At 40.1% G+C, this 23,980-nt stretch carries 16 protein-coding genes; 7 read left to right on the forward strand and 9 right to left on the reverse strand.

Annotated elements, in window-relative coordinates:
• The first annotated feature begins 73 nt into the window (after positions 1–73).
• Positions 74–391 carry a hypothetical protein gene (locus tag H7U17_RS06035; RefSeq protein ID WP_186755769.1) on the forward strand — a complete coding sequence of 106 codons (318 nt, stop codon included), beginning with the start codon at positions 74–76 and terminating at the stop codon, positions 389–391.
• A 71-nt stretch (positions 392–462) separates the two neighbouring features.
• On the opposite strand, the gene H7U17_RS06040 is transcribed toward H7U17_RS06035, so the two are convergent.
• The 4 genes from H7U17_RS06040 to H7U17_RS06055 form a co-directional block, all read right to left on the reverse strand.
• Positions 463–1,902, reverse strand: a complete 1,440-nt coding sequence (locus tag H7U17_RS06040) for a sulfatase (RefSeq protein ID WP_186755770.1) — start codon at positions 1,900–1,902, stop codon at positions 463–465.
• Between the two features lie 152 nt (positions 1,903–2,054).
• On the reverse strand, positions 2,055–2,669 hold the full coding sequence (locus H7U17_RS06045) for a lipoprotein signal peptidase (RefSeq protein ID WP_186755771.1): 615 nt from the start codon (positions 2,667–2,669) through the stop codon (positions 2,055–2,057).
• A 40-nt stretch (positions 2,670–2,709) separates the two neighbouring features.
• Positions 2,710–6,096 (reverse strand): isoleucine--tRNA ligase, encoded by a 3,387-nt coding sequence (gene ileS / locus H7U17_RS06050; RefSeq protein WP_186755772.1) that lies wholly within the window; start codon positions 6,094–6,096, stop codon positions 2,710–2,712.
• An 880-nt stretch (positions 6,097–6,976) separates the two neighbouring features.
• A complete protein-coding gene (locus tag H7U17_RS06055; RefSeq protein ID WP_186755773.1) occupies positions 6,977–8,323 on the reverse strand; it encodes a deoxyguanosinetriphosphate triphosphohydrolase in 1,347 nt (448 codons plus the stop codon).
• Positions 8,324–8,498: 175 nt separating this feature from the next.
• Here H7U17_RS06055 and H7U17_RS06060 point away from each other — a divergent pair, with 175 nt between their 5' ends.
• On the forward strand, positions 8,499–9,563 hold the full coding sequence (locus H7U17_RS06060; RefSeq protein ID WP_186755774.1) for a carbohydrate-binding family 9-like protein: 1,065 nt from the start codon (positions 8,499–8,501) through the stop codon (positions 9,561–9,563).
• 137 nt (positions 9,564–9,700) lie between these two features.
• On the opposite strand, the gene H7U17_RS06065 is transcribed toward H7U17_RS06060, so the two are convergent.
• Positions 9,701–10,120, reverse strand: a complete 420-nt coding sequence (locus H7U17_RS06065; RefSeq protein WP_186755775.1) for a DoxX family protein — start codon at positions 10,118–10,120, stop codon at positions 9,701–9,703.
• Between the two features lie 125 nt (positions 10,121–10,245).
• On the reverse strand, positions 10,246–11,148 hold the full coding sequence (locus H7U17_RS06070) for a nucleotidyltransferase family protein (RefSeq protein ID WP_186755776.1): 903 nt from the start codon (positions 11,146–11,148) through the stop codon (positions 10,246–10,248).
• Between the two features lie 302 nt (positions 11,149–11,450).
• On the opposite strand from H7U17_RS06070, the gene H7U17_RS06075 reads away from it, so the two are divergent.
• Together H7U17_RS06075 and H7U17_RS06080 are read left to right on the forward strand one after the other, a co-directional pair.
• Positions 11,451–11,789 carry a P-II family nitrogen regulator gene (locus H7U17_RS06075; RefSeq protein WP_186755777.1) on the forward strand — a complete coding sequence of 113 codons (339 nt, stop codon included), beginning with the start codon at positions 11,451–11,453 and terminating at the stop codon, positions 11,787–11,789.
• 56 nt (positions 11,790–11,845) lie between these two features.
• Positions 11,846–13,078, forward strand: a complete 1,233-nt coding sequence (locus H7U17_RS06080) for an ammonium transporter (RefSeq protein WP_186755778.1) — start codon at positions 11,846–11,848, stop codon at positions 13,076–13,078.
• A 94-nt stretch (positions 13,079–13,172) separates the two neighbouring features.
• Here H7U17_RS06080 and hflC read toward each other — a convergent pair whose 3' ends face one another.
• From hflC to H7U17_RS06095, 3 genes are all read right to left on the reverse strand, one after another.
• Positions 13,173–14,111, reverse strand: coding sequence for a protease modulator HflC (hflC, locus tag H7U17_RS06085; RefSeq protein ID WP_186755779.1), 939 nt, complete (start codon positions 14,109–14,111; stop codon positions 13,173–13,175).
• Positions 14,108–15,085, reverse strand: coding sequence for an FtsH protease activity modulator HflK (gene hflK, locus H7U17_RS06090; RefSeq protein WP_186755780.1), 978 nt, complete (start codon positions 15,083–15,085; stop codon positions 14,108–14,110). Before hflK ends, hflC begins: the two co-directional genes overlap by 4 nt.
• A 76-nt stretch (positions 15,086–15,161) precedes the next feature.
• Entirely contained in the window at positions 15,162–15,773 is a 612-nt protein-coding gene (locus H7U17_RS06095; protein WP_186755781.1) for a cytochrome c oxidase subunit 3, read from the reverse strand.
• Positions 15,774–15,994: 221 nt separating this feature from the next.
• On the opposite strand from H7U17_RS06095, the gene mfd reads away from it, so the two are divergent.
• The 3 genes from mfd to H7U17_RS06110 all read left to right on the forward strand — a co-directional run bounded on the left by mfd (position 15,995) and on the right by H7U17_RS06110 (position 23,867).
• A complete protein-coding gene (mfd, locus tag H7U17_RS06100; RefSeq protein WP_186755782.1) occupies positions 15,995–19,345 on the forward strand; it encodes a transcription-repair coupling factor in 3,351 nt (1,116 codons plus the stop codon).
• A 219-nt stretch (positions 19,346–19,564) separates the two neighbouring features.
• Positions 19,565–20,746, forward strand: coding sequence for a gliding motility lipoprotein GldJ (gldJ, locus tag H7U17_RS06105; protein ID WP_230981314.1), 1,182 nt, complete (start codon positions 19,565–19,567; stop codon positions 20,744–20,746).
• Between the two features lie 319 nt (positions 20,747–21,065).
• Positions 21,066–23,867, forward strand: a complete 2,802-nt coding sequence (locus H7U17_RS06110; protein WP_186755784.1) for a YCF48-related protein — start codon at positions 21,066–21,068, stop codon at positions 23,865–23,867.
• Positions 23,868–23,980 lie beyond the last annotated feature (113 nt).

The following is a 23,980-nucleotide window of genomic DNA, read 5'->3' on the forward strand; positions in this document are numbered from 1 at the left end:
ATGTAGACAAGTGATTACAAGAAAGTAATCCATCTAAAACAAACTAAATTAACCAATTTAAAATTTAACAACCATGAAAAAGTTAGCATTAGTATTAGCCCTAGGAACCTTCACATTTGCAGGAGTTCAAGCTTCAAACATCCCAACCGATCCTGAATTTAACCTAGTACAATCGTTCCAAGACAAGGAAGAAATTAAAGCAGAAGATCTTCCTCAAGCTGTCAAAGATACCATTACAGAAAGTGAGGAGACCCAGTCACTTACTATTACAAAAGCATATAAAATGCTAAATATTGATGGTACTGTGACCTATGAAGTTAAATTCGGAATGGAAGAAGATGCCGTAACAAAAAAATATGATGCTGAGGGCAATGAAATAATCGAAGAATAATATCTAACCACAAACAACCAATTAAAAAGCAGCTATTGATTTAGCTGCTTTTTTCTTTTATTGGTGATCTCTCAAGGGCTTGCTTTTTCAAATTTGGGGTTGTTTTTTGGGAAATGAGCTCCTGTTTTTTCATGGAATCCATTTAAAACACCTTTCATTTCTGCTACCTTTTCTGGCATTTCGGGCGCCAAGTTCATCTTTTCCTGAATGTCCTCCTTTATATTGTACAATTCTACTTTTTCATCATCATAAAACTCTATATACACATATTCCCTTTTCCTAACTGCTGCGCCTGGCTCCCAGGCACTTCCATGATAATGGGGGTAATGGAAATAAAGTGCTTCACGATCAAGTGATGTACCACCTTTCAACAGTGGCATCAAGGAAGTCCCATCATTTTCGGGTATTTTGTTTTTGGATACTTTCACAGCCTCAGCAATGGTATTATAAAAATCCACACTGATCACAGGTTCATCAGATTCAGTATTAGCTTGAATATCTGGACCTTTTATGATCAAGGGAACCCTAATCCCTCCCTCGTAACACCAGCCCTTCCCCGCTCTCAATGGTTCATTGGAGGTAGGGGCCTTTCGGTTATTTTGCAAGGTGGATAGTCCGCCATTGTCAGAAGTAAATACCACCAAAGTATTTTCATCCAACCCAAGTTCTTCTAATTTACTCATTAACCTGCCCACATTTTCATCCATCGCCGCAATCATAGAAGCATATTCGAAGTTGTCCTGTCTAAGCTTGGTGAGGCCATCATGCTCATTTCTATATCCTTGATCGCCTATTTCTTCCATTTTTATAGCTTTCTCTCTAAAATGATCCACATGTTTTTTGTTGGCCTGAATTGGGGTGTGCACATTATAAAATGATAAATAAAGCAGGAATGGGTCTTCCTTTGCAGCTTTCAAAAACTCAATGGACTCATCTACAAGCCTATCAGTCAAGTACTCTCCCTCGGGACCGTCCTCCAATTGGGGATTATGGTATGGGGAGTAATAGCTCGCTGGACTTCCCTTATGGTTTCCGCCAATATTGACATCAAAACCCTGATCTTCAGGAAAGAAGCCTTTGTCTCCCAAATGCCACTTGCCCGCAAAGAATGTCCTGTAGCCTTCAGCTTTCAAAAGCTCTGCTATGGTCTGTTCCTCCAAAGGCAATTCATTCCTGTCCTGAGGTCCCAACAATTTCCGTCCCTTAGGATTTTGCCCTGGAATCCAATCAGTAATATTTAGACTACTTGGGTATTTACCAGTCATGATAGAGGCTCTTGTAGGAGAACAAACCGGAGATGCTGAATAGGCAGCGGTAAATCGCATTCCCTCCTTGGCCAGTGCATCTATATTGGGGCTTTCATAAAATTCGCTGCCATAACAGGATAGATCAGCCCAGCCCAGATCATCTACTAGAATAAATACAATATTGGGTGCTTGTTGTTTTTTCTGCTCACATGAAAACAAACTAAATGCAATAATTGCCAGACTGATTAGAAAGGTATAACGCATTCCTAAAGAATTAAATAGTAAAAAGGTAGGTAGGGTTAATCTCAAACAATAATACTGCGAAAATGCATATTCTACAAAATGAAATTGTATTAAATGACGTAGGGGGAAATGTATTACATAAAAAAGGCCCTGATTAAATCAGGGCCTTTCATTTATTGCTCTTCTATAAATTGTTTTTGGATTTCATCCTCCGTCTCTGCAAAGAATTTTTTTTGGAAAAGTAAAATGATAACTACGCCTATAAATATGGACGCATCTGCTACATTGAATATAGGCCATAGCGCGGTATAATTTCCGCCCCACAGCGGCACCCATTCAGGGATCCATCCCTCCCAAATGTCAAAATAGAACATGTCTACCACTTGACCATGAAACCATGGTGTACTGGCATTGGCAGGGGCGTTGTTTAACCAAACACCATAAAACACACTGTCCACCAAGTTTCCGATGGCTCCTCCCAGGATCATGGCAATGCAGACAATATAGCCTGTATGTACTTTCTTTTCGATAAGATGGTAAAGGTAGTAGCCTATACCTACCATGGCTACCAAGCGGAAACTGGTCAGGATCAATTTGCCATACTCTGAGCCCAGTTCCATCCCAAAGGCCATGCCTGGGTTGGTGGTATAATGCAACTTAAACCAGTCCCCAATAATTTTGATCTGACCAACCGATCCCATCTGCATATTAGCATCTACGACCAATTTGACTATTTGGTCGATAATGATGACCAGTAAGGTAATACCAAAATACTTTAAATATTTCATAGCTATATTTTCAGCAGAAGCATGGTGCTAAGAGCGCCATTTAAACTTTTTCCACCTTTACTTTAAGTTCAAAATCATCCATATCCAATACGGTTCCCTCTGCCACATCACCGTTCACGGATAGTGATAGGGCTTGTGTTTCGGATTGGATATATTCAGAGAAATTAACCAATGCTTGATCTACTTGTTCATTCAACTTGGCCACTTTAATGGTGATCTTATCCTGAACCTCCAGTCCCATATCTTTTCTAAGGTTCTGGATTCTGTTAACTAAGTCACGGGCAATCCCCTCTTGCTTCAACTCATTCGTTAAAGTAACATCCAAGGCGACAGTGATTCCGTTGTCACTGGCCACTGACCATCCTGGGATATCTTGTGAAGTAATCAGTACTTCCTCCAATGAAAGTGCTGCCTTCTCCCCATCTAGATCAATTTCAACTGATCCGTTTCTTTCGATATTGGCAATTTCTTCCTGGCCCCACTGGTTAATAGCAGCTGCTACCAACTTCATTTTTGGTCCAAAGCGCTTTCCTAATAGCGGGAAGTTCGGTTTGGCACTTTTTACCAAAATACCTGAAGCATCATCAATATATTCTACTCCTTTGATATTCACTTCCGATTTGATCAATTCCTCTACGTGTTGGATTTGCTCCCTGGTCTTTTCACTGAGGATAGGGATCAAGATTTTCTGCAATGGCTGGCGCACTTTTAGTTTGTCCTTTTTCCTCAAACTGTGCACCAAAGAAGAAATGTCCTGTGCCAACTGCATGCTAGTTTCTAAGTCCTTGTTGATCAGAGTCTCATCAGCAGCATTCCAGTCAGTCAAGTGAACAGACTCGGCTATTTCTTGGCCTGCTTCCTTGGCTCCATCTGTCAAATTCTTGTACATCCAATCCGCATAGAATGGAGCAAAAGAAGACATCAACTGGCAGATAGTTGTAAGACATTCATACAGGGTTTCGTAAGCAGCCTGCTTGTCTTCATTCATATCACCTCTCCAGAAACGTTTCCTGGCCAATCTCACATACCAGTTGGACAATTGGTCCACGGTAAAGTTCATAATGGCCCTAGTTGCTCTAGTGGCATCGTAACTGTCCATGGAGTTTTCCACTTCTCCAATTAGAGACTGCAGCTTTGAAATGATCCAGCGATCCAACTCAGGTCTTTCACTGACAGACACCATCTTGCTGGCATCATAGGTGAAGTGATCGAGGTTGGCATATAACGCAAAAAAGTTATAAGTATTTTGAAGGGTGCCGAAGAACCTACGTTGTACTTCTGCAACACCTTCTAGGTTAAACTTCAAATTGTCCCAAGGGTTGGCATTGGAAAGCATGTACCAGCGCAAGGCATCCGGTCCATATTCTTTCAAGGTTTTGAATGGATCAACAGCATTGCCCAGTCGCTTGGACATTTTGTTGCCATTTTTATCCAGCACAAGACCATTGGCAATCACGTTTTTGAAAGCAACGCTATCAAATAACATAACTGCAATGGCATGAAGAGTAAAGAACCAGCCTCTGGTTTGGTCAACACCTTCAGCAATATAATCAGCTGGATAATTGGCCTTGAAGATTTCTTCATTCTCAAATGGATAATGCCATTGTGCATAAGGCATAGCTCCTGAGTCAAACCAAACATCGATAAGATCTGGCTCACGGAACATTTTCTGTCCCTTGGAATCTACCAAGATGACATCATCCACATAAGGTCTGTGCAGGTCCACCTCTTCACCCTTGAAAGGTGATTCGGTCATAAAACCTTTTTCTATGGATTTTCCTATCTCTTCATTCAACTCTGCTATAGAACCAATGCATTTGGTTTCGGTAGCATCCTCATTTCTCCAAACTGGCAGTGGAGTACCCCAGAAACGAGAACGGCTCAGGTTCCAGTCCACCAAGTTTTCCAACCAGTTGCCAAAACGACCTGTACCGGTTGCTTCTGGCTTCCAGTTGATGGTTTTGTTTAATTCTACCAAACGATCCTTGCATGCAGTGGTTTTGATAAACCAGCTTTCCAAAGGATAGTAAAGTACTGGCATATCCGTTCTCCAACAATGTGGATAACTGTGCTCGTATTTTTCTACCTTGAAGGCCTTGTTTTCATTTTTTAGGATGATGGAGATGATCACATCGGTATTTTTATAATCCGCTGCGTTCTCATCTTCCTTAAGGTAATTCTTCACATAGAAATCATCCACACCATATTCTTTATGGGCGGTGATTTCATGTTCTTTCATTTTAGCCTGCAAATACTCTCCTATCACTGGAAGGAATCTACCACGCTTATCTACCACAGGAATTTCATTTCCCTGCTCATCTTTTACAAATACGCCAGGGACACCAGCCTGAACCAATGCTCTAAAGTCATCCGCACCAAAAGCCTTGGCAAGGTGTACGATACCAGTACCATCTTCTGTGGTTACATAATCTGCAGAGATAACGGTGAATGCAGGACTTGGGAGCGCTATTCCTTCAATTGGGAATAATGGCTCATATTCCATTCCTAGCATATCTTTCCCTTTGAATTCCTCAACGATTTCAAAAGGAATCAATTTGTCTCCTGGCTTATAGTCCTCTATTTTTAATCCCTCTGCTTTTTTATTGAATAAAGCTCCCATTCTGGCTTTGGCCAAAATCACCGTTTGCTCCTGATAGGTGTAAGGGTTAAAAGTTTTTACTTTTACATAATCCAGTTTTTCTCCAATGGCCAATGCTGAGTTGGAAGGCAAGGTCCATGGTGTAGTGGTCCACGCAATGATATACTCATTTTCTCGGCCTTTCACTTTAAACTGGGCAGTAATAGAAGTGTCTTTCACATCCCTGTAACAACCTGGCTGGTTAAGTTCGTGGGAAGAAAGCCCTGTTCCAGCAGCAGGAGAAAAAGGTTGAATGGTATAGCCTTTATAAAGAAGGTCTTTCTCAAATAGGCGCTTTAACAAGCTCCATAGTGATTCAATATATTTAGGGTCAAAGGTGATATATGGATCATCCAAATCTACCCAGTAGCCAATTTTTTCAGTAAGGTCATCCCACTCATTCTTAAAGCGCATGACCGTCTCACGGCATTTTTTATTGTATTCCTCTACCGTGATCTTCTTACCGATGTCTTCTTTGGTAATGCCCAATTCCTTTTCCACCTGTAATTCCACAGGCAAGCCATGGGTGTCCCAACCACCTTTTCTTTTTACCTGAAAGCCTTTTAGGGTTTTATACCTACAAAAAATATCTTTTAGAGTTCTGGCCATTACATGGTGAATGCCAGGAGTACCATTTGCAGATGGTGGTCCTTCGAAGAATGTAAAGGTCTCCGCTCCTTCACGGTTCTCTACAGACTTTTCAAAAATTTTGTTCTCCTGCCAGTAACTCAGTACACTTTCTCCTATTCCGGGATAATCTACTTGTTTGAACTCCTGATATTTTTTCACGATATCTATATTATTACTTCTTATTCAATTATTTGGCTGCAAAGGACTTCGGTAGACTGAAACAATTCAGCATTCCTGTAATCCTTTCAAAAGCAGGCACAAAGTTAATAGAAAAGTAGGGTTTATGTATGTAGAAAATAGAAAAACTCGCTTTTTGACGAAAAGCCATTCTACTTCAATTAAATCTATAGGCATTGACAAAACACCTCAGACTCCACGTATGCCATGAGATTAGCTTTGTTTGACCTATTATCCAATACGGATTTGGCTCATTTTTGTGTCAATAATTTTATTGGCAAATAGAGACTGAATAGATTTGCCCACTATAATTTGACTTAGTATTAAGAGGAGATATAAACGTTTAAAAACAGCTCAATAGTGCATTTTCGCCTATTTTATATGCTAAACTTAGGTGATATTTTGTCTGGAAAACCGATAGTAAAAACTAATTTTTTTCTGCGATTTACAAGGTCAAGTTGCTGGAGCCAAATCAAATTTGCCTAATTTTAATATTAAGTAAATGATGCAAACCATTATTGCTGAAAATCTATGGTTCATTTACTATGGTTTAAGAATGATGTCAGTTTAACTTTTGCTGCCTAATTTATATTTGGCTGAAGGTTTAGGAGGGCCATATGGAACTAAGCGACTAACAATTGAGTTTATACTTTTACTTGTGAGGGCTTGTTGAAATAATATATTTTACAAAAACATAAAAACTGTAAAGATTATTCCATTTCTAAACTATTATAGGCAAATTAATTATATTTTATTTTGAAAATAAAAAGTTTGGCACGCAAATAGCTGTAAAAATAGTAGAGTTAAATCAACCGCAGATAGCCAGGGTGCATTGACAGTTTGTCAATCCCCTGGCTTATTTTTAAGCTCCTGGCAATGAAATCCCTTTTACTTTTCTGTATAGCGAAAGAGCGTATTTATCGGTCATCCCGGAGATAAAGTCTACGAGGTTTCTCAGTAGCAAATAAGGCATTAGTGCCTCTTTATCAGTTCTAAATTCTTCTGGCAACAGTCTCAAAATACTTCTGTCCTGTCCAGAGAACCTATCACTATCGTAATATTTATGGTACAGGGCTTTAGAGAAAACTTCCAGCAAACCTTCCAAAACCTGGAAACCTGCTGCTTCTTTCTCCAAAACAGGTTGTGACCTGTAGATTTTATTGATAGAGAGCCTGCTAATCTTTTCCAAGACATGCGCAGAATCGATCATGTCTGTTAATGCGCTATCAAACTCACCTGAGAGCATTTGCTCTTCATATTTTTTGAAGCAATCTACTGATTCCTCAATCAGCCTACCAATGGCCATGGCCCTCAAAATGGCCAATTTCTGGGACTTGGAATTTAGGGAATTGAGCTTTTCTTCATTAAAGCGATCTCCAATAATCTCTGCCAATAAGGTCACCACCTCTTCCAACTGCACCAGGCCCAGGGTACAGCCATCTTCTAAGTCGATAATGCTATAACAAATATCATCTGCAGCCTCCACCAAAAATGCCAAGGGGTGCCTGTACCAAGTGTCCTTGCCCGAAGCAGGTATGCCTAACAGTTTTGCTAAATTATGATACTGACCAATTTGGTCCGCGAAGAAACCATATTTCTTTTGGCTTCTTCTATTTTTGTCCTTCTTTTCGATCTTTGCAGGCCTGGGGTATTTTGTAAATGCTGCCAAAGTGGCAAAGGAAAGCTGAAGCCCGTTGTCCTTCTCCAAAAGCATCCTAAAGCCCTGCGCATTTCCTTCAAAGCTGATCATATCAGCCCATTCCTCCTCGTGTAAATGGGGTTTCCACATCTGTCCACATGGATGGAACTTGAAAAAGTCAGAAATGGCATCTTCCCCAGAATGCCCAAAAGGTGGATTGCCAATATCATGGGTCAAGGCCGCAGCAGCCACAATTGCCCCAATATCACTGGACGTTATGCCCTTTGATTCAAGTTCAGGATATTTTTGTAATAAGTATTTACCAGCGGATTTTCCCAAAGACCTCCCCACGCTTGAGACTTCCAAGCTATGCGTAAGCCTGGTGTGTACAAAATCAAGTTCTGGCAATGGAAATACTTGTGTTTTATCCTGTAAGTTTCTAAAGGGAGCCGAAAAAATAATTCGATCATAATCCCTTTCAAATTCACTTCTATATTGTTCAGGGCTAGATGCAGTCCTCTTTTTAAGGTCTGATCTGCCAGCCCTGAGCAGCTGTTCCCAGTTCATCATGTCCAAAATTAATGATCCCTAATAAAAATCTTGCGATATTTAAGTATAAAATCACATGGACCAAAAAACCAAAGAGGCATTTCCCATTCAACACAATTTGGGCAAAAGCTGTGGCTGACAAAACATAATTAAATATCTTAGCAAAGAATTTACTGATTTATAAAATATTTAAATAATGAAGAAGCTTTTAATCCTTCTATTGACTTTTTTGTCAAGTGCACATCTTTTTGCTCAAGAAGCAGCAGATAGAAAGCATTATATCGCCTACCGAGCTGGTGGGGATTTGGTTATGGATGGCAAATTGAATGAGGGTGATTGGCAAGCAGCAGTATGGTCTGATCTATTTGTTGACATTGAAGGAGATAAAAAGCCAGCGCCATTATATGGTAGCAAAATGAAAATGCTTTGGGATGAAGAGCATCTTTATATCGCTTTCTGGATGGAAGAGCCGCACCTTTGGGCAACCTATACAGAAAGGGAATCGGTTATTTTCAATGAAAATGACATTGAACTATTTATTGATACCAAGGGAGATACACATAATTACTATGAATTGGAAATCAATGCCCTTGGTACCGAATGGGACTTGATGCTGACCAAACCTTATAGAGATGGTGGACTCCCCTTAAATGGTTGGAATATAAATGGACTTGAAAAAGGTATTCAGCTTAATGGTACGCTCAACAATCCTGAGGACATCGATGAATCCTGGACCGTGGAGTTGGCCATACCATGGAAAGCCTTATCTCAAGCGGGTCCTTCCTATTCTGCTCCTAAAGATGGTGAACAAATGCGCATCAACTTTTCCAGGGTTCAGTGGCAATTAGAAGTAAAGGATGGAGCATACAGCAAAAAAATCAATCCAGCAACAGGTAAGCCATTCCCGGAAAATAATTGGGTCTGGTCCCCGCAAGGGAAAATCAGCATGCATATGCCAGAGGAATGGGGCTACTTACAGTTTTCTGAAAAGACAGTAGGTTCAGGCAAAGCGGAGTTCAAACTACATAAAGATGAAAAGGTCAAGCACGATTTGAGGAAGATTTATTTTTCACAAAGAGCTTATTTCAAGAAAAATGGCCATTATGCTAAAACACTAAAAGAGCTGTCTCTTCAAGATGAACTTGAAGGAAAGCAATTTGATTTTGAGGTAAGCAAAACGAGGTTTAAAATTTCGAGCCCTTCCATCGTCTCAGATAAAAACTGGTATATCATTGAAGACGGACGGGTTTGGCAGGATTAAATCTTAGGGAGTGCTTCAAGAAAAAGGCAAACGAAATGGTATCATAAGCGGCTAATGAACCTAAATTCATCCACTAGGTCGAGTGAAAAATAATGATAATAAAAAAAAGTCCCGGTGATCACCGGGACTTTTTTTTATTATCGATACCTGCTTTTCTTGTTGATCTGAGCGTCCATAGAGATTTTTCCAGGACCTGTAAAAAGCAATACCACATACATTACCAGGAAAAGCAGTGATTTCTCTTTTACACTAAATGGATCAGCTCCATGCACAATAAATGCTGCGGTAGTCATGGTGAAGATCAATGGAACCAAAACCCATCTGCTCATGAAACCAAGAGCTAAAAGGATGGCGCAGAAAAATTCTGCAAAAATAGCCAATTGTAAAGAAACGGCAGGGCCTAAGCCAAAAGGGTCAGAGAATTTGGTTAGGTACTCGCTGAAATTTGCGATTTTAGACCAGCCATGAACCATCATCATACCAGCAGCACTTAGTCTGAGTATAAGTAGTGCAAAGTTTTGCGAAATTGGACTATGTGAGAAAAGTAATTTTTTCATTATAAAAAGCTGATTTTATTTAGCTTATAATATCAACGTGCATTTGAATAAACTATTGGACAATGTCCATAAGTATAATATTTTTAAGTGTTATTTTCTTTTGAGTAGAAATTGTCCTTAATGGACTAACCCCATAGTGAGTTAGGATAATCGCCTTGGTCATGCAATTCCTGAAGGGCTTTTACCACGACGGGTTTATCCTCTGGATAGGTAACCCCAAACCATGTTTTACCTCCTTCAAGAATGGCGATATTGGCTTTCTTTTTTTCTATTAAAGCATTCGCTACTGTAGGGATGTAAAATTCCGATTTGATATTGTCCTTATTTTCTGACAAGAAGTTTCTCCAAAGATTTTCAGTTTCTATAAAGAATGAAGGGTGAAAGCCCCAGCAATTCATGGAGACAGGCGTGTCTGTTGGGATTTCTAACGCAGTGTCATTTTCGCGACTAAGAATTTTATCCCCTTCTTGGGCAATTGCCGTTCTTTCTGTCATTCCCATCAATTGCCTATTGCCGTTGGTTTCACAAACCCCCCGGCTGACAGTGCCGTTTTCAGAAAGGACATTTTGAATCGCGTAACCCACCATACAGTGCAAGTCTTCCTTTACGCCATTTTGGAGGAATTCTCCCAAAACTTGGAAAGCCTCTTTTCCATAAAAATCATCTGCATTAATTACGGCGAAGGGTTCCTTAATGGCATCTTTTGCGCATAACACTGCATGACCAGTACCATAAGGCTTCTTTCTTTCTGCATTTCTATATTCTACAGGGACCATGCTGTCCAGAGATTGAACGACAAAGTCTACTGCTATTTTTCCTTTTAGTTTGGGTAAAAAGATTTCCTTTACCAATTCTAAAATTTCTTTCCTGACTATAAATACAACTTTCCCAAAGCCTGCTCTGATCGCATCGTATATTGAATATTCTATAATTGTTTCCCCTTTTGGGCCAAAGCCATCGATTTGCTTATTCCCCCCATATCTGCTACCTATCCCTGCAGCAAGGATCAAAAGTGTTGGTTTATTCATGAAATTGAAAGTTTCTTGATAGTCTGGTTTGTTTTGGTGCCTAAAATTAAGACAAACTTTTAAAGTGACCATGTTGGCAGTCAAAAATTAGACCGATTTCTGATAAATGCTAAAAAACACCCGTTTGTTGTCAAATTTCATACGTTGTGATAGTTTTGGTTTAAAAAACAACGATGTTTTCCTGTAAATATTAAAAAAAATGTAAAAATAGGGTTATAAATTAATCTATATTATTAGATTTGCATGCAATTCAGTTATAAATAGGTTGTAAAACAACCTCGAAGTTTGTCAGTATAATTAAAATGAAAAAAGTAGAAGCGATTATTAGAACATCTCGATTTGAGGTGATTCACAAATGTATTGCTGCCTTAGGAGTGAAATTCCTTACTTTTTATGAAGTTAAGGGTATGGGGCTTGAGCATGCAAAGATTGAAAAGTATAGGGGTGTGGCTTATGAGCCTGCTTTTATCCCTAGAACCAAGTTGGAAATTGTGGTTACAGAGGATCTCGTAGATTCAGTAATCAAATGTATCCTTAAGGAAGGTCGTACCGGCGAGATCGGAGATGGTAAAATCTTCGTTACCGATGTACTTGAGGCCTATAGGGTAAGAAATGAGGATAAAGGTGCTGACGCTTTATAGTGTCACTTTGTCAATCTATCTCCTTTCCAATACGTAATCCATAATTTTCCTAACAAATGAATCAAGAATTATTTACCATCAATAATGTGTGGATGATGGTGGCCACTATCCTGGTATTCATCATGCACCTTGGCTTTGCATCTTTAGAAGCTGGACTTACAAGAGCCAAAAACACCATTAATATCTTATTTAAAAATACCATTATTCCTGCCATGGGGCTGTTGACCTATGCATTTATTGGCTTTGACCTGATGTATCCGGGGGAAGCATTCGCTGGAGGTTTCTTTGGTTTGAGTGGTTTAGGCCTAAGTCTTCCAGAAGGATGGGATACTTCTGCTTATAGCGAAGGTTATACCTTCTTCACAGACTTTATTTTCCAAGCGATGTTTGCAGCTACTGCCGCTACTATTGTTTCTGGCGCTGTGGCAGAAAGAATCAAATTGGGGCCATTTATCATATTCTCTACACTTTATGTGGCTATCTGTTATCCAATAGTTGGGATGTGGAAATGGGGTGGAGGATTTTTGGATACCCTAAGTACCCCTTTTTATGATTTTGCAGGTTCGACCATTGTCCACTCCGTAGGCGGTTGGGGAGCCCTAGTTGGTGCTTATTTATTAGGTCCAAGGATTGGAAAATATACAGAAAGAGGCATGAATGCTATTCCGGGACATAATATTCCAATGGCTGTAATTGGAGTGTTTTTGCTTTGGTTCGGTTGGTTTGGATTTAACGGTGGTTCGGTTTTGAGTGCTGACCCAGGAACTGTGTCCAAAGTTTTTGTGACCACTTCTATAGCGGGAGCCGCTGGCGCTTTTGGTGCATTGATGTTCTCTTATTTGAAATTCAAGTCCTATGATATCACGATGGTGCTCAATGGAGTGCTTGCTGGTTTGGTAGGGATCACTGCCGGGGCTGATTTGGTGTCCGTAGGTGAGTCAGCCATTATTGGATTTGTGGGAGGAGCACTGGTTGTATTTGGTGTTGTTTTCTTTGATAAAATAAAAGTGGATGATCCTGTTGGTGCGATTTCAGTTCACCTTGTAGGAGGTATCTGGGGTACCCTAGCAGTTGGTATCTTTGGAGACCTTGCTGGATTCTCTCAGTTGATGTCACAGTTAATTGGTGTAGCTGCAGTTGGAGTTTTCTGTGTAGCGTTTAGCTGGGTATTATTCTATTCCATGAAAAAGACCGTGGGTATCCGAGTTCATGAAGGCGAAGAGGTTGAAGGTTTGGATATCAATGAGCACAGCATGCGGGCATATCCTGATTTTGCTACTAAGGAATAATTTGAGTAAAATATAATTTACCTGACAAATAAAATGGCCATCCGATTAAACGGATGGCCATTTTAATTTTCAAGCGGAATAGGTTTCTTTTTTTCTATTTGATGCTGTTGAGGTATTTGAAAAAGTCGCTATCGGTAGATAGGATGATGCTGGTATTTTCATCCAGGGATTTTTCAAAGCTTTCCATCGTTCTTAGGAATTTATATAAATCCACTGCCTGCCTGTTTTGGTTATAAGCAGCTGCATAAATTGCCGTTGCTTCAGCATCTGCTCGGCCTTTTATTTCTTCAGCTTCCTTAAAAGCTTCTGATTGGATTTTTGCCAAGTCCCTTTCTTTGTCACCTTGGATTTTTCTAGCTTCTCCTTGACCTTCTGAGCGGAACTGATCAGCAATTCTGTTTCTTTCACTGATCATTCTGTCATACACACGATCACGGACCTCATTTACATAATTCATTCGTTTGAATTTGAAATCTAAAATCCTTACCCCCAAGTCAGCAGTTCGCTCATTGGCTTTGGAAAGGACGATTTCTTCGATTTTTTCTCGGCCGACTGAAATTTCTTCCAGGACTTCCAGTTCTTCCATAAAGTCTTCTGTTACCTCAGGGTCTCTATTAGTAGATCGGACTACGTCCAATAAATCATGACTGGCAATGGCGTTTCTAGTTTCACCATCCAAGATGTCGTCCAATCTGGACTGCGCTGATCTCTCATCTCTTAATCGGATAAAGAATTGCAATGGATTGGTGATTTCCCATCTTGCGTAAGTGTCCACAAAGATAAATTTCTTGTCTTTGGTAGGTACTTGGTTGCGGTCTCCATCCCATTCCAAGTATCTTTTGTCGAAGAATTGGACTTTGTGGAGAAAGGGAACTTTGAAGTTGAGTCCAGGACTGGTGCGGGGCTCTCCGACTGGTTTCCCGAACTGGGTCACGATGGCTTGCTGTGTTTCATCTAATATGAAAATGCTGCCATTGGCTGCAATGATCAGTAAAAGACTTATTACACTGTATATGATGATATTTCTGCTCATTTTTCAGTTCCTCCTTTTCTGTCTAGGTTGAGTAATGGTAACACATTATTGCCTTTTTCGTCGACAATGACCTTATTACCCAGTTTCGGTAATACTTTTTCCATTGTTTCCAGGTAAATCCTTTGCTTGGTTACTTCTGGGGCTTTGATATATGCCTTGAAAAGAGAGTTGAACCTGTCTGCTTCCCCTTTGGATCTGTTGACCCTGTTCAGGGCAAAGGCTTCCGCTAGTTCAATGGTTTCCTGGGCCTCTCCTCTAGCTCTTGGTATTACCCGATTATAGTCTGCTTCTGCTTGGTTGATCAAGGTTTCTCTTTCTTGCTGTGCTTCATTGACGGCATTGAAAGAAGGTTTTACAGGATCTGGTGGATTGACGTCCTGTAGCACAACTTGGTCTATTCGGATGCCATTTTCATATTCATCGCATAATTCTTGTAGCAATTGCTCGACGCTCGTGGCGATTTCTTGTCTGCCCACCGTTAGTACCTCATTGACAGTTCTGTCGCCCACAATTTTTCTCATGGCTGCTTCAGACATGTCTCGAAGGGTTTTGTCCGCATTCCTGACTTTAAATAAATATTTATAGGAGTCGCTGATCCTATATTGTACTACCCATTCTACATCGGTTAGATTCAAGTCGCCGGTAAGCATGGTGGATTCATCTCGGTAGCCATCTTTTACATAGTTTGATCTTTGGCTGGGATTTGTGGTCCTGAAGCCGAATTCCTGTTTGAGTTGTCTTTGGACAGGGATCTTGAAAATCTCCTCAATGCCTAATGGCAAAATGAAGTTAAGCCCAGGTTGGACGGTGCGATTGTATTTGCCCATTTGAAGTACAACACCTTCCTCTTCAGGGCCGACTGTGTGAATAGAGCTGAATGCCGCATAAAGCAGGATCAGTCCAAGGATAATTTTCCTTAGGTATTTTTTGATCCAATCAGGGTTGACATTGATCTCAAAATTTTTGTTTGCCATAGAGGTAAAATTTGGTTTGTTGAAAGTTGAAATTCCAAAAAAATATTGGAATAAGCATAGAAAATGGTGAAAAATGCTAAAATGCCAAGGTGAATATCAGGAAAAGGCAGAGCCAAATTATATCCACATAATGCCAATAAGTGATGAATAACCTGAATTTCATTTCTGCATAAGGGTTGGTACTAAATACCAAATCTTTTACGGGGTCAAGACTGGTTTGGTGCACTTCCCAAACTAGGAACAGGGAAAAAATCAATAAGCCTATTAAATGAAAAATGTGAATTCCTGTAAGTAAATAGAGGTAACTTCCGCTTGGGATACCACTGAAATCTATTCCTTGTGACTTTAGTTCTTCCCAGCCCCAAAGTTGAAGACTGGTAAATGTCATCCCCAAAAGGAAAATAAGCCATAATAATCTCTCCAGTTGTTTTGGTTGATCTTGCTTGTAGAACTTGACCAATTTGTGGGTGATGAAACTACTGAATACAAGGACCAAAGTACTTAACCAAAAAGGTGTGGGGAGTTGGTAGGCCTTTAAGGGACTTGATTCATAAAAAGAACTCAAAAATGCAAAGGACAAGAAAATAAAGATGATTCCACTGCCTAGCATTCCTAGGTAAACCAAGGTTTGGTAGGGGTGGAGTCCTTCTACTTTTTTTATCCAGTTATCTTTAGTTTTTGTATTCATGTACCGGTTTCAGTAAGACGAAATTTAAATTGCCCTTTGTGATTATAACCTTAAGAACTTGCAATTGGTTGCAGCAAACCATGGCTTTGTATTATTGCGGGCAATTGTCTTTTAAGCTACAATTACTAAATGTTCACATACCAAGAGAAAAGCCATCTTTTTCCTAACTTGCAGGTCTGTAAATTGAAAATTGGAATACCACCTTATAAGACAAATTCATTTTGGATAAAAAAGCATTTCTTTCCCTATACGAGCAGGATTCTTATATCAGGACTATAAGCAGCAATATATTCGGTGTGCAGGGTAAAAACTTTCATTTGAAGGGACTTACTGGAAGTATGGATATGGTGTTCTTGGCGGCTATGGCAGGAATCGGAGATCATTTCCATTTAATTGTGGCGCATGATAAGGAGGAGGCAGCCTATCTTGCAGATGATCTGAAGATGTTGGTGGATGGGATAAAGCCATTATTGTTTCCATCATCCTATAAGCGTCCTTACCAATATGATGAGGTAGAAAATGCCAATGTGCTTTTAAGAGCAGAAATCCTCAATAAAGTACTGGCCAAAGAAAATGAGCAGGAAATAGTGGTTACTTATCCTGAGGCGCTTTATGAAAAGGTGATCAATAAGAAATCCCTGAAGGACAATACATTTTCTGCAAAGGTGGGCGAGAAAGTGGATACGGAATTTATTGCAGAATTGCTGGCTACTTATGATTTCGAGAAAACAGATTTCGTTTACGAGCCGGGTCAGTTTGCTATTCGTGGTGGTATAATTGATGTTTTCTCCTATGCAAATGAGGAACCATACAGAATTGAACTGTTTGGAAAAGAAATAGAGAGTATCAGGACCTTTGATGCAGAGAGCCAGCTTTCTGTGGAGAACTTGGAGCAGATCAGCATTATTCCCAATGTACAGACCAGACTGATGCAAGAAGTGAGGCAGTCGTTTTTGGAATTTATGCCTGAAGGAACCCAAGTTTGGATCAAGGATGTAGCAATGACCATGGACGTGCTGGATCAGGCATTTGATAAAGCCAGTCAAAAATTTGATCAGATTGTAGGGCAGACGGGAAGTGAAAAGCTGATGTTAAAACCTGAGGCTTTGTTTGATGATGGTGCAGCGTTTATGAAATCCATAGCTGGGTTTAATAAATTGGAATTTGGTAACCAGTTTCATCTTCCAGAAGCTCAGGTGTTTGAATTTGATATTAAGCCTCAGCCATCTTTCAATAAGAATTTTGATATGTTGGTGGAGAATTTGGTGGATAATGAACGGCAAGGCCTGGTGAATATCATTTGTTCAGAAAGTGAAAAGCAAGTTGAAAGATTACAAAATATTTTTCAGGAGCTAGATCCTACCCTTAAGGTGCAATCATTGCCGATAAGCCTGAGGGAGGGGTTTTTAGATCATTCTGTCAGGTTGGCCTGCTATACTGACCACCAGATTTTTGAGCGTTTTCATCGATATAAAAGCAATCAAAAGGCCAGTAAAACGAAGGCCCTTACACTGAAGGAACTCAAGACCTTACAGCCTGGTGATTATGTGGTGCATGTGGATTATGGAATTGGGCGCTTTGCAGGTCTAGAGAAGGTGGAGATCAATGATAATTTGCAAGAGGCAGTGCGATTGGTCTTTAGAGATGATGATTTGCTATATGTGAATATCCATTCTTTGCACAAAATATCTAAATATTCAGGGCAGGAAGGTACTATGCCAAGTATGTCCAAACTGGGATCACCGGAGTGGGAGAACAAAAAGAAGAAGGTCAAACGCAAGGTAAGGGATATCGCGAAGGATTTGATAGCACTTTATGCCAAGCGCAGAAATGCCCCCGGGTACAAATTTTCGCCTGACAGTGTATTACAGGTTGAGTTGGAAAGTTCATTTATCTATGAGGATACCCCCGATCAAGCCAGTGCCACAGGTGATGTCAAGGATGACATGGAAAAATCTTATCCAATGGACAGGTTGGTGTGCGGCGATGTTGGTTTTGGAAAAACAGAAGTGGCCATTCGTGCAGCTTTCAAGGCCATTAATGACCGTAAGCAAGTGGCGGTCTTGGTTCCTACTACTATTTTGGCCATGCAACATTATCAAACCTTTAAAGAAAGGCTGAAAGATTTCCCTGTAAAGGTAGATTATATTAATCGATTCAGGACGGCCAAGCAGGTAAGAGAGATTGCTGAGCAGGTTTCAAGTGGAGAGATTGATGTTTTGGTAGGGACCCACAGGATTGTCAATAAAGATATGAAATTTAAAGACTTGGGTCTATTGATTATAGATGAGGAGCAGAAGTTTGGTGTGAAGGTAAAAGATCAGCTTAAGGAATTAAGGGTAAATGTGGATGTACTAACGCTTACTGCCACGCCGATTCCAAGGACGCTGCATTTTTCCTTGATGGGGGCAAGGGACCTTTCTGTGATCGCTACTCCACCGCCTAACAGGCAGCCTGTGACCACTGAGATCCATGCATTCAAAGAAGAAGTGATTAGAGATGCCGTTTCCCAAGAGCTTCAACGGGGCGGTCAAGTGTTTTTTGTGCACAATAGAGTAGGTGAAATTGATTCGATTGCCAATCTCATCATGCGATTGGTTCCAGATGCCAAGGTGGTAGGAGCCCATGGGCAAATGGATGGAAAGCAATTGGAAAAGGTAATGGTAAGCTTTATCGAAGGTGAATACGATGTATTGGTTTCCACCAATATCATCGAGTCAGGCTTAGATATTCCAAATGCCAATACCATTATAATTAATAGGGCGCATATGTTTGGTTTGAGTGACCTTCATCAAATGCGTGGCAGGGTCGGAAGAAGTAATAAAAAAGCCTATTGTTACCTATTAACTACTCCAATGTCTGGACTGACTCCAGAAGCGAGGAAAAGATTGCAGACGTTGGAAGAGTTTTCTGACTTGGGAGATGGTTTTAAAGTGGCCATGCGCGATTTGGATATACGTGGAGCAGGGAATCTTCTAGGTGCGGAGCAAAGTGGTTTTATTACAGATCTAGGCTTTGAAATGTATCATAAAATCTTGGATGAAGCAGTCCAGGAGTTGAAGGAAAATGAGTTTGCAGCTTTATTTGAAGTGGATCTCAAGGAGAAGGTAGAAGTTTTGGTGCAGGATTGTGTGATCGAGACGGATATGGAACTTTTGATTCCAGAAGATTATGTTACAAATATTTCCGAACGATTGAGTTTATACTCGAAGTTGGATAATATTAAAACAGAAGAGGAATTAGAAAAATTTGCTACATCCATAAAAGATCGATTTGGTCCGGTCCCAGAGGTGGTGGGTGCTTTATTTGAGACTGTGCGCTTAAGATGGTTGGCTGAAAAACTGGGATTTGAAAAGCTAGTGCTTAAAAATGGCTTAATGAAATGTTATTTTGTTCCATCATCTAGGGAAATTTATTTTAAATCTGAGGTGTTTGGAAATATAATTCGGTTTATTCAGTCGAAGGGAAGGTATTGTAAAATAAAGGAGCATAAAAATCGTTTAATTCTTACGATCAGTGGCGTGCAATCTGTAAATACAGCGAAGCAGTGGCTGACAGATATGAGGCATTAAATTTTGCTTTTGTTATATCTAATACTTTATTTGTTGTGCTTTTTGCTATGTTCTTTTATATTTAAGATAAATAGGGAAAATGCGTATGGGATCATTTAAAAGTATTGTGAATACTCATTGAATGATTATATATTAGTACTTAGTTTAGGTTTGGAAAAAACAACCGATCAAATGGGGATTGAAAATAAAAATTTGAAATTAGTCTTTGCAGCATTTTTTATGTTGTCAATGACACTTTTGGCTTCTTGTGCTAAAAACAATGGTCCAACTTATGGTAGAAGGACCGCTGGAAATCCAGGTAAGGTCAGTGCCTCAACTGGTGCTGAATTAAATTTTGACCTGGAAGACACTACACAATTTACTGTTGTAAGGCTCAAAGATCCTGTAGTAGGACCCAAACTGAAATATATTCAAGGTGGTCGTGCAGTCTTGGGTACGCAAGAGCAGGATGTAATGGCATTCAGGGACAATGTAGAACGAACAGTCACTGTAGCGTCTTTCTATATGGATGAAACTGAAGTGACCAATGTGGATTATAAGGAGTTTCTTTTCAATATGAGAAGCCGTGTAAGCGCAGATTCATTGAATAAGTTAGAGCCTAGAGAAGATGTTTGGTCTGAGGCTTTATCTTATAATGATGTTTATTCTACTTATTATTTCCGTCACCCTGGATTTAACTTTTACCCAGTAGCAGGTGTCACTTGGGCTCAGGCAAATGCTTATTCTCAATGGAGAACAGTATATGTGAATGAGCTTTACAGAAAAGAAAATGAGTTGGATAGTACCATGAGCAAAAACATGCTTATTGAGCGTGGAGTGGTATTACCGAGTTATCGACTTCCAAATGAGGCTGAATGGGAATATGCTGCAAAAGCGATGATCGGAACGCAGTATTTGGATGAGAACCAAGAAAACGGTAGGATTTATCCTTGGGATGGTAGAGGGGTAAGAAACCCTTATGACGTTAAAAGGAAATCTCGTCAAGGTGATCTATTGGCCAACTTTAAGCGTGGTCGTGGTGATTATGCCGGTATTGCTGGTGGCATTACCAATGATGGAGAAATTATTCCTGCCAACGTTTATGAGTTTCCTCCGAATGACTTTGGCTTGTATAATATGTCTGGTAATATGAACGAATGGGTTCAGGATGTTTACAGACCATTGTCTTATGAAGATTTTGAAGATTTGAACCCTTTAAGAAAAGATGGTACCCTGGATGATGCAGATTTATATGGTACTTCTTTGATTGATGATAATTACAGGGTATACAAAGGTGGTTCTTGGAAGGATGTGGCCTATTGGTTATCTCCAGGTACAAGGAGGTTTATGCACCAAGATTCAGCTACCAATAGCATTGGTTTTAGATGTGCTATGATTTCTGTAGGTGCTGATGACCGTTAATGGATGAAATAATTAGAATAGATATAGAGAGGCTGGTGATACACCAGCCTTTTTTTATGCCATGAAGTTTATTCAATAGTCCATTTTTTTCTACTATCAAGAAAATAGATTGGGAGGGCAAATAATTATTAAGTTTGAGGGGATGAAGTAAATAATAAATGATTGGTGTAATAGCTACTTGTTGAAGGTGAATAATTTAGGGTGGGCGGAATGCTGGTATCTGTTGTATTTTTTTGTAAATTACTAGTAATGAAGCGTTGATATATCGCTTTTGGGGATATACTTTTACAACATCAATTATAAATACAGCCATTATTACATGAAAAAATATATACTTTTATTTTTGATCACCCAACTTTTTGTGCTTCAGGTCTTTTCTCAAAGCTGGCGGAGGATGGCCGGATGGGGAAATGAGCTTACTGGAATTCATTGGGTAAATGACGATGTGGGCTATATATCTGGGGATGAAATTATTTTAAAGACCATAGATGGAGGGCTGAGCTGGATAGAGCAAGAAAGTCCTGTTGATGGTAAGATGCTGGCATTAGACTTCTTTGATAATGATATGGGCTTGATCGTCGGTGAAGGCGGTTTGGTTTTTAGGACCATTAATGGCGGTGAGCAGTGGGATTTAATCGATATTGGACATAGTGGCGACCTAAATTCAGTTCAATATTTGACAGGAAATAAGGTTTATCTTTCAGGGGATTCTGGGGCCGTGTTTTTGTCGAACGACAGTGGTGTGAGTTGGAGTTTACAAAATATTGGCTTTACGTCAGATTTAAATGCGATGCATTTTTATAATCTGGATACAGGTTATTTGGCCACTTCAGACGCAAAAATTCTGCGTACTGTTGATAGTGGAAATAACTGGACACAAATCAATACGCCAGTTATTCATCCCCTTAATGATATCGTATTTGTGAATGATACCACGGGATATGCGGTGGGAGATGCAGGAACCATTTTGAAATCCATAGATGCAGGATTGAATTGGGATTTTATACAAAGTGGAACGGAATTTAATTATAACAGGGTTGGTTTTCATGGCACCAATCCGAATGTAGGATTAGTGGTAGGAGAGAGTGGAGTGGTTTTATATACCAATAATGCCGGCCTTACATTTTCTCAACGAACAAGTAGAACTAATCAGAATATTTTAGGGCTCAGCTATAAGTTGGCCACAAATAGTGTTTATGCTGTGGCCAATTCAGGGGTGTTGATATCCTCAGGTAATTCTGGAGCTTCATGGTCGCTAAGGATGTCTGGTAGGAATAATGATTTTACTGCCACCCAATTTGTCAGTGATAATCGCGGGTATATTGTGGGGCAGGATGCACTGGTGCTCTTGACTACCAATGGGGGAAGTTCCTTTTCCGACAGATCGAGGCCTCTATCTGTACCTTTTAATGACTTAGAATTTGTCTCCGCTTCTTTCGGTTATGTGGTGGGGGATAATGGAACTATTCTAATCACTACCAATTCTGGTGGAGGCTGGACAGCCTTAAATCCCAACACAGAGAAAAATCTCTATGGCATACATTTTTTTGATGCCAATAATGGGTATATCGTTGGTGAAAATGGCTATATCGCCAAAACCGATAATCGCGGTGTCAATTGGACCACTATCACGGAAGGTACATTGCCTTTCCACTTTCGGGATATTGATTTCTTTGATTCCGATGTAGGTTTGATTATAGGTGATCAAGGTAATGTCTATCGGACGGATGGAGCGGATAATTGGCAGAAAGTAAATATTGGAGCCACAGAGGATTTTTCGGCATTGAAAATATTGGATGAATTAACTGTTTTGGTCGTGGGCAAATCAGGTGCTTTATATAAATCTGAAGATAAAGGGGTGAGCTGGAAAAAGATTTCAATACCCTATTCCCAGGACTTTTCAGGCATTGACTTTTTGGATGAGTCAGTTGGCTTTATTGCTGGGGAAAAGGGGCTGATCATTCAAACAATGGATCAGGGAGCAACTTGGGAGCAAACCTTGACGAGCACCTATCAGGATTTTACAGCTATTAGTTTTGGAGATTTGAATACAGGATATGCTGTAGGAGAGAATGGGATTTTTTATCAATACAGTTGTCTGGTTCCTTTGGAACCGAGTGCTATTTTTGGTGAAGAGGATATTTGCCTGAGTCAGCAAATCTATACCATTCAGGATGAAGTGGGAGCAGGAGTTACTTATGAGTGGCGAGTAGATGGAGGGACCATTATGGAAGGGCAAGGAAGTAATAGAGTGGTGGTTCAGTGGGATAGTCCAGGTCGGAACGCAGTTTTGGTGAGAGGGCAAAATATTTGTGGTAATGGCCCTACTACTGGGTTGGAGGTTTTGGTTTCTGAGGAGCCAGTTCAAGTCTCACAGATCATTGGAGATGGTATTGCCTGTTTGGGAGTAACTCAGCCCTTTGAAGTAGATTCTGTTCCAGGAACTTCCTATATATGGGAGGTCAGTGGAGGTGTGATCCAAGAAGGTCAGGGTACAGCACATATTGCGGTCAAGTGGGAAGCTGAAGGGGATCAATTCATAAAAGTGTTTCCTAGAAATACTTGTGGTGAAGCTGCAGTGTTGGAAAAAGCCATTTCGGTAAGTAAAGCACCAGATAAGCCTGGCATTATAACCGGCCCACTAAAGGTAGGCTTGAAGGAGGAGTTGTATGAAGTTCCTTTTGTGGCGGGAGTGAATTATCAATGGAGTACTGATGGGGGAACTATATTGGAAGGTCAGGGAACGAATCAGGTTTTGGTTTCTTGGGAAGTAGAAGGTGATTTTACCTTAAATGTTGTTCCTATGAATGCTTGTGAATCAGGTCCCTCACAAAGCCTGGACGTGAATGTTGATTTGATTACCTCCATTGAAAATGAAGTGGAAAACGGGCGTATAAATATCTATCCAAATCCATCTTCCGGAGATATCCACATTGGCCTGTCAGGCCTGTCTGGAGTGAGGGAAATTAGCATAATGGATCCAATGGGCAGAAATATACGGAAAATCACCCCTAGTCACGGTGTTTATGAATTTGATATACAAAATTTGCCAAAAGGAATGCTGGTAGTTGTGGTCAAAACCAGTCAGGGGAAATTTGTGGAAAAGCTGTGGATAAAATAGATGATTTTTGTTCTTTTTCCTTTTAAGAGCGTACAAAACTAGACTGAAAAATAGCAACAAAAAGGCCTCCCAGACTAGATGTCTGGGAGGCCTTTTTCAATTAAGGAAAGTTA

It is taken from the genome of Echinicola salinicaeni (genome assembly GCF_014280965.1).
Taxonomy (GTDB): Bacteria; Bacteroidota; Bacteroidia; order Cytophagales; family Cyclobacteriaceae; genus Echinicola; species Echinicola salinicaeni.

Excerpts from the sequence above, each read along its gene's own strand:
- H7U17_RS06060 (WP_186755774.1), top strand. The coding sequence starts at position 8,499 with ATGAAGAAGCTTTTAATCCTTCTATTGACTTTTTTGTCAAGTGCACAT.
- gldJ (WP_230981314.1), top strand. The coding sequence starts at position 19,565 with ATGTTGTCAATGACACTTTTGGCTTCTTGTGCTAAAAACAATGGTCCA.
- H7U17_RS06080 (WP_186755778.1), top strand. The coding sequence starts at position 11,846 with ATGAATCAAGAATTATTTACCATCAATAATGTGTGGATGATGGTGGCC.
- H7U17_RS06095 (WP_186755781.1), bottom strand. The coding sequence starts at position 15,773 with ATGAATACAAAAACTAAAGATAACTGGATAAAAAAAGTAGAAGGACTC.
- H7U17_RS06075 (WP_186755777.1), top strand. The coding sequence starts at position 11,451 with ATGAAAAAAGTAGAAGCGATTATTAGAACATCTCGATTTGAGGTGATT.
- H7U17_RS06045 (WP_186755771.1), bottom strand. The coding sequence starts at position 2,669 with ATGAAATATTTAAAGTATTTTGGTATTACCTTACTGGTCATCATTATC.
- H7U17_RS06110 (WP_186755784.1), top strand. The coding sequence starts at position 21,066 with ATGAAAAAATATATACTTTTATTTTTGATCACCCAACTTTTTGTGCTT.
- hflC (WP_186755779.1), bottom strand. The coding sequence starts at position 14,111 with ATGAGCAGAAATATCATCATATACAGTGTAATAAGTCTTTTACTGATC.
- hflK (WP_186755780.1), bottom strand. The coding sequence starts at position 15,085 with ATGGCAAACAAAAATTTTGAGATCAATGTCAACCCTGATTGGATCAAA.
- H7U17_RS06070 (WP_186755776.1), bottom strand. The coding sequence starts at position 11,148 with ATGAATAAACCAACACTTTTGATCCTTGCTGCAGGGATAGGTAGCAGA.
- H7U17_RS06055 (WP_186755773.1), bottom strand. The coding sequence starts at position 8,323 with ATGATGAACTGGGAACAGCTGCTCAGGGCTGGCAGATCAGACCTTAAA.
- H7U17_RS06035 (WP_186755769.1), top strand. The coding sequence starts at position 74 with ATGAAAAAGTTAGCATTAGTATTAGCCCTAGGAACCTTCACATTTGCA.
- H7U17_RS06065 (WP_186755775.1), bottom strand. The coding sequence starts at position 10,120 with ATGAAAAAATTACTTTTCTCACATAGTCCAATTTCGCAAAACTTTGCA.
- H7U17_RS06040 (WP_186755770.1), bottom strand. The coding sequence starts at position 1,902 with ATGCGTTATACCTTTCTAATCAGTCTGGCAATTATTGCATTTAGTTTG.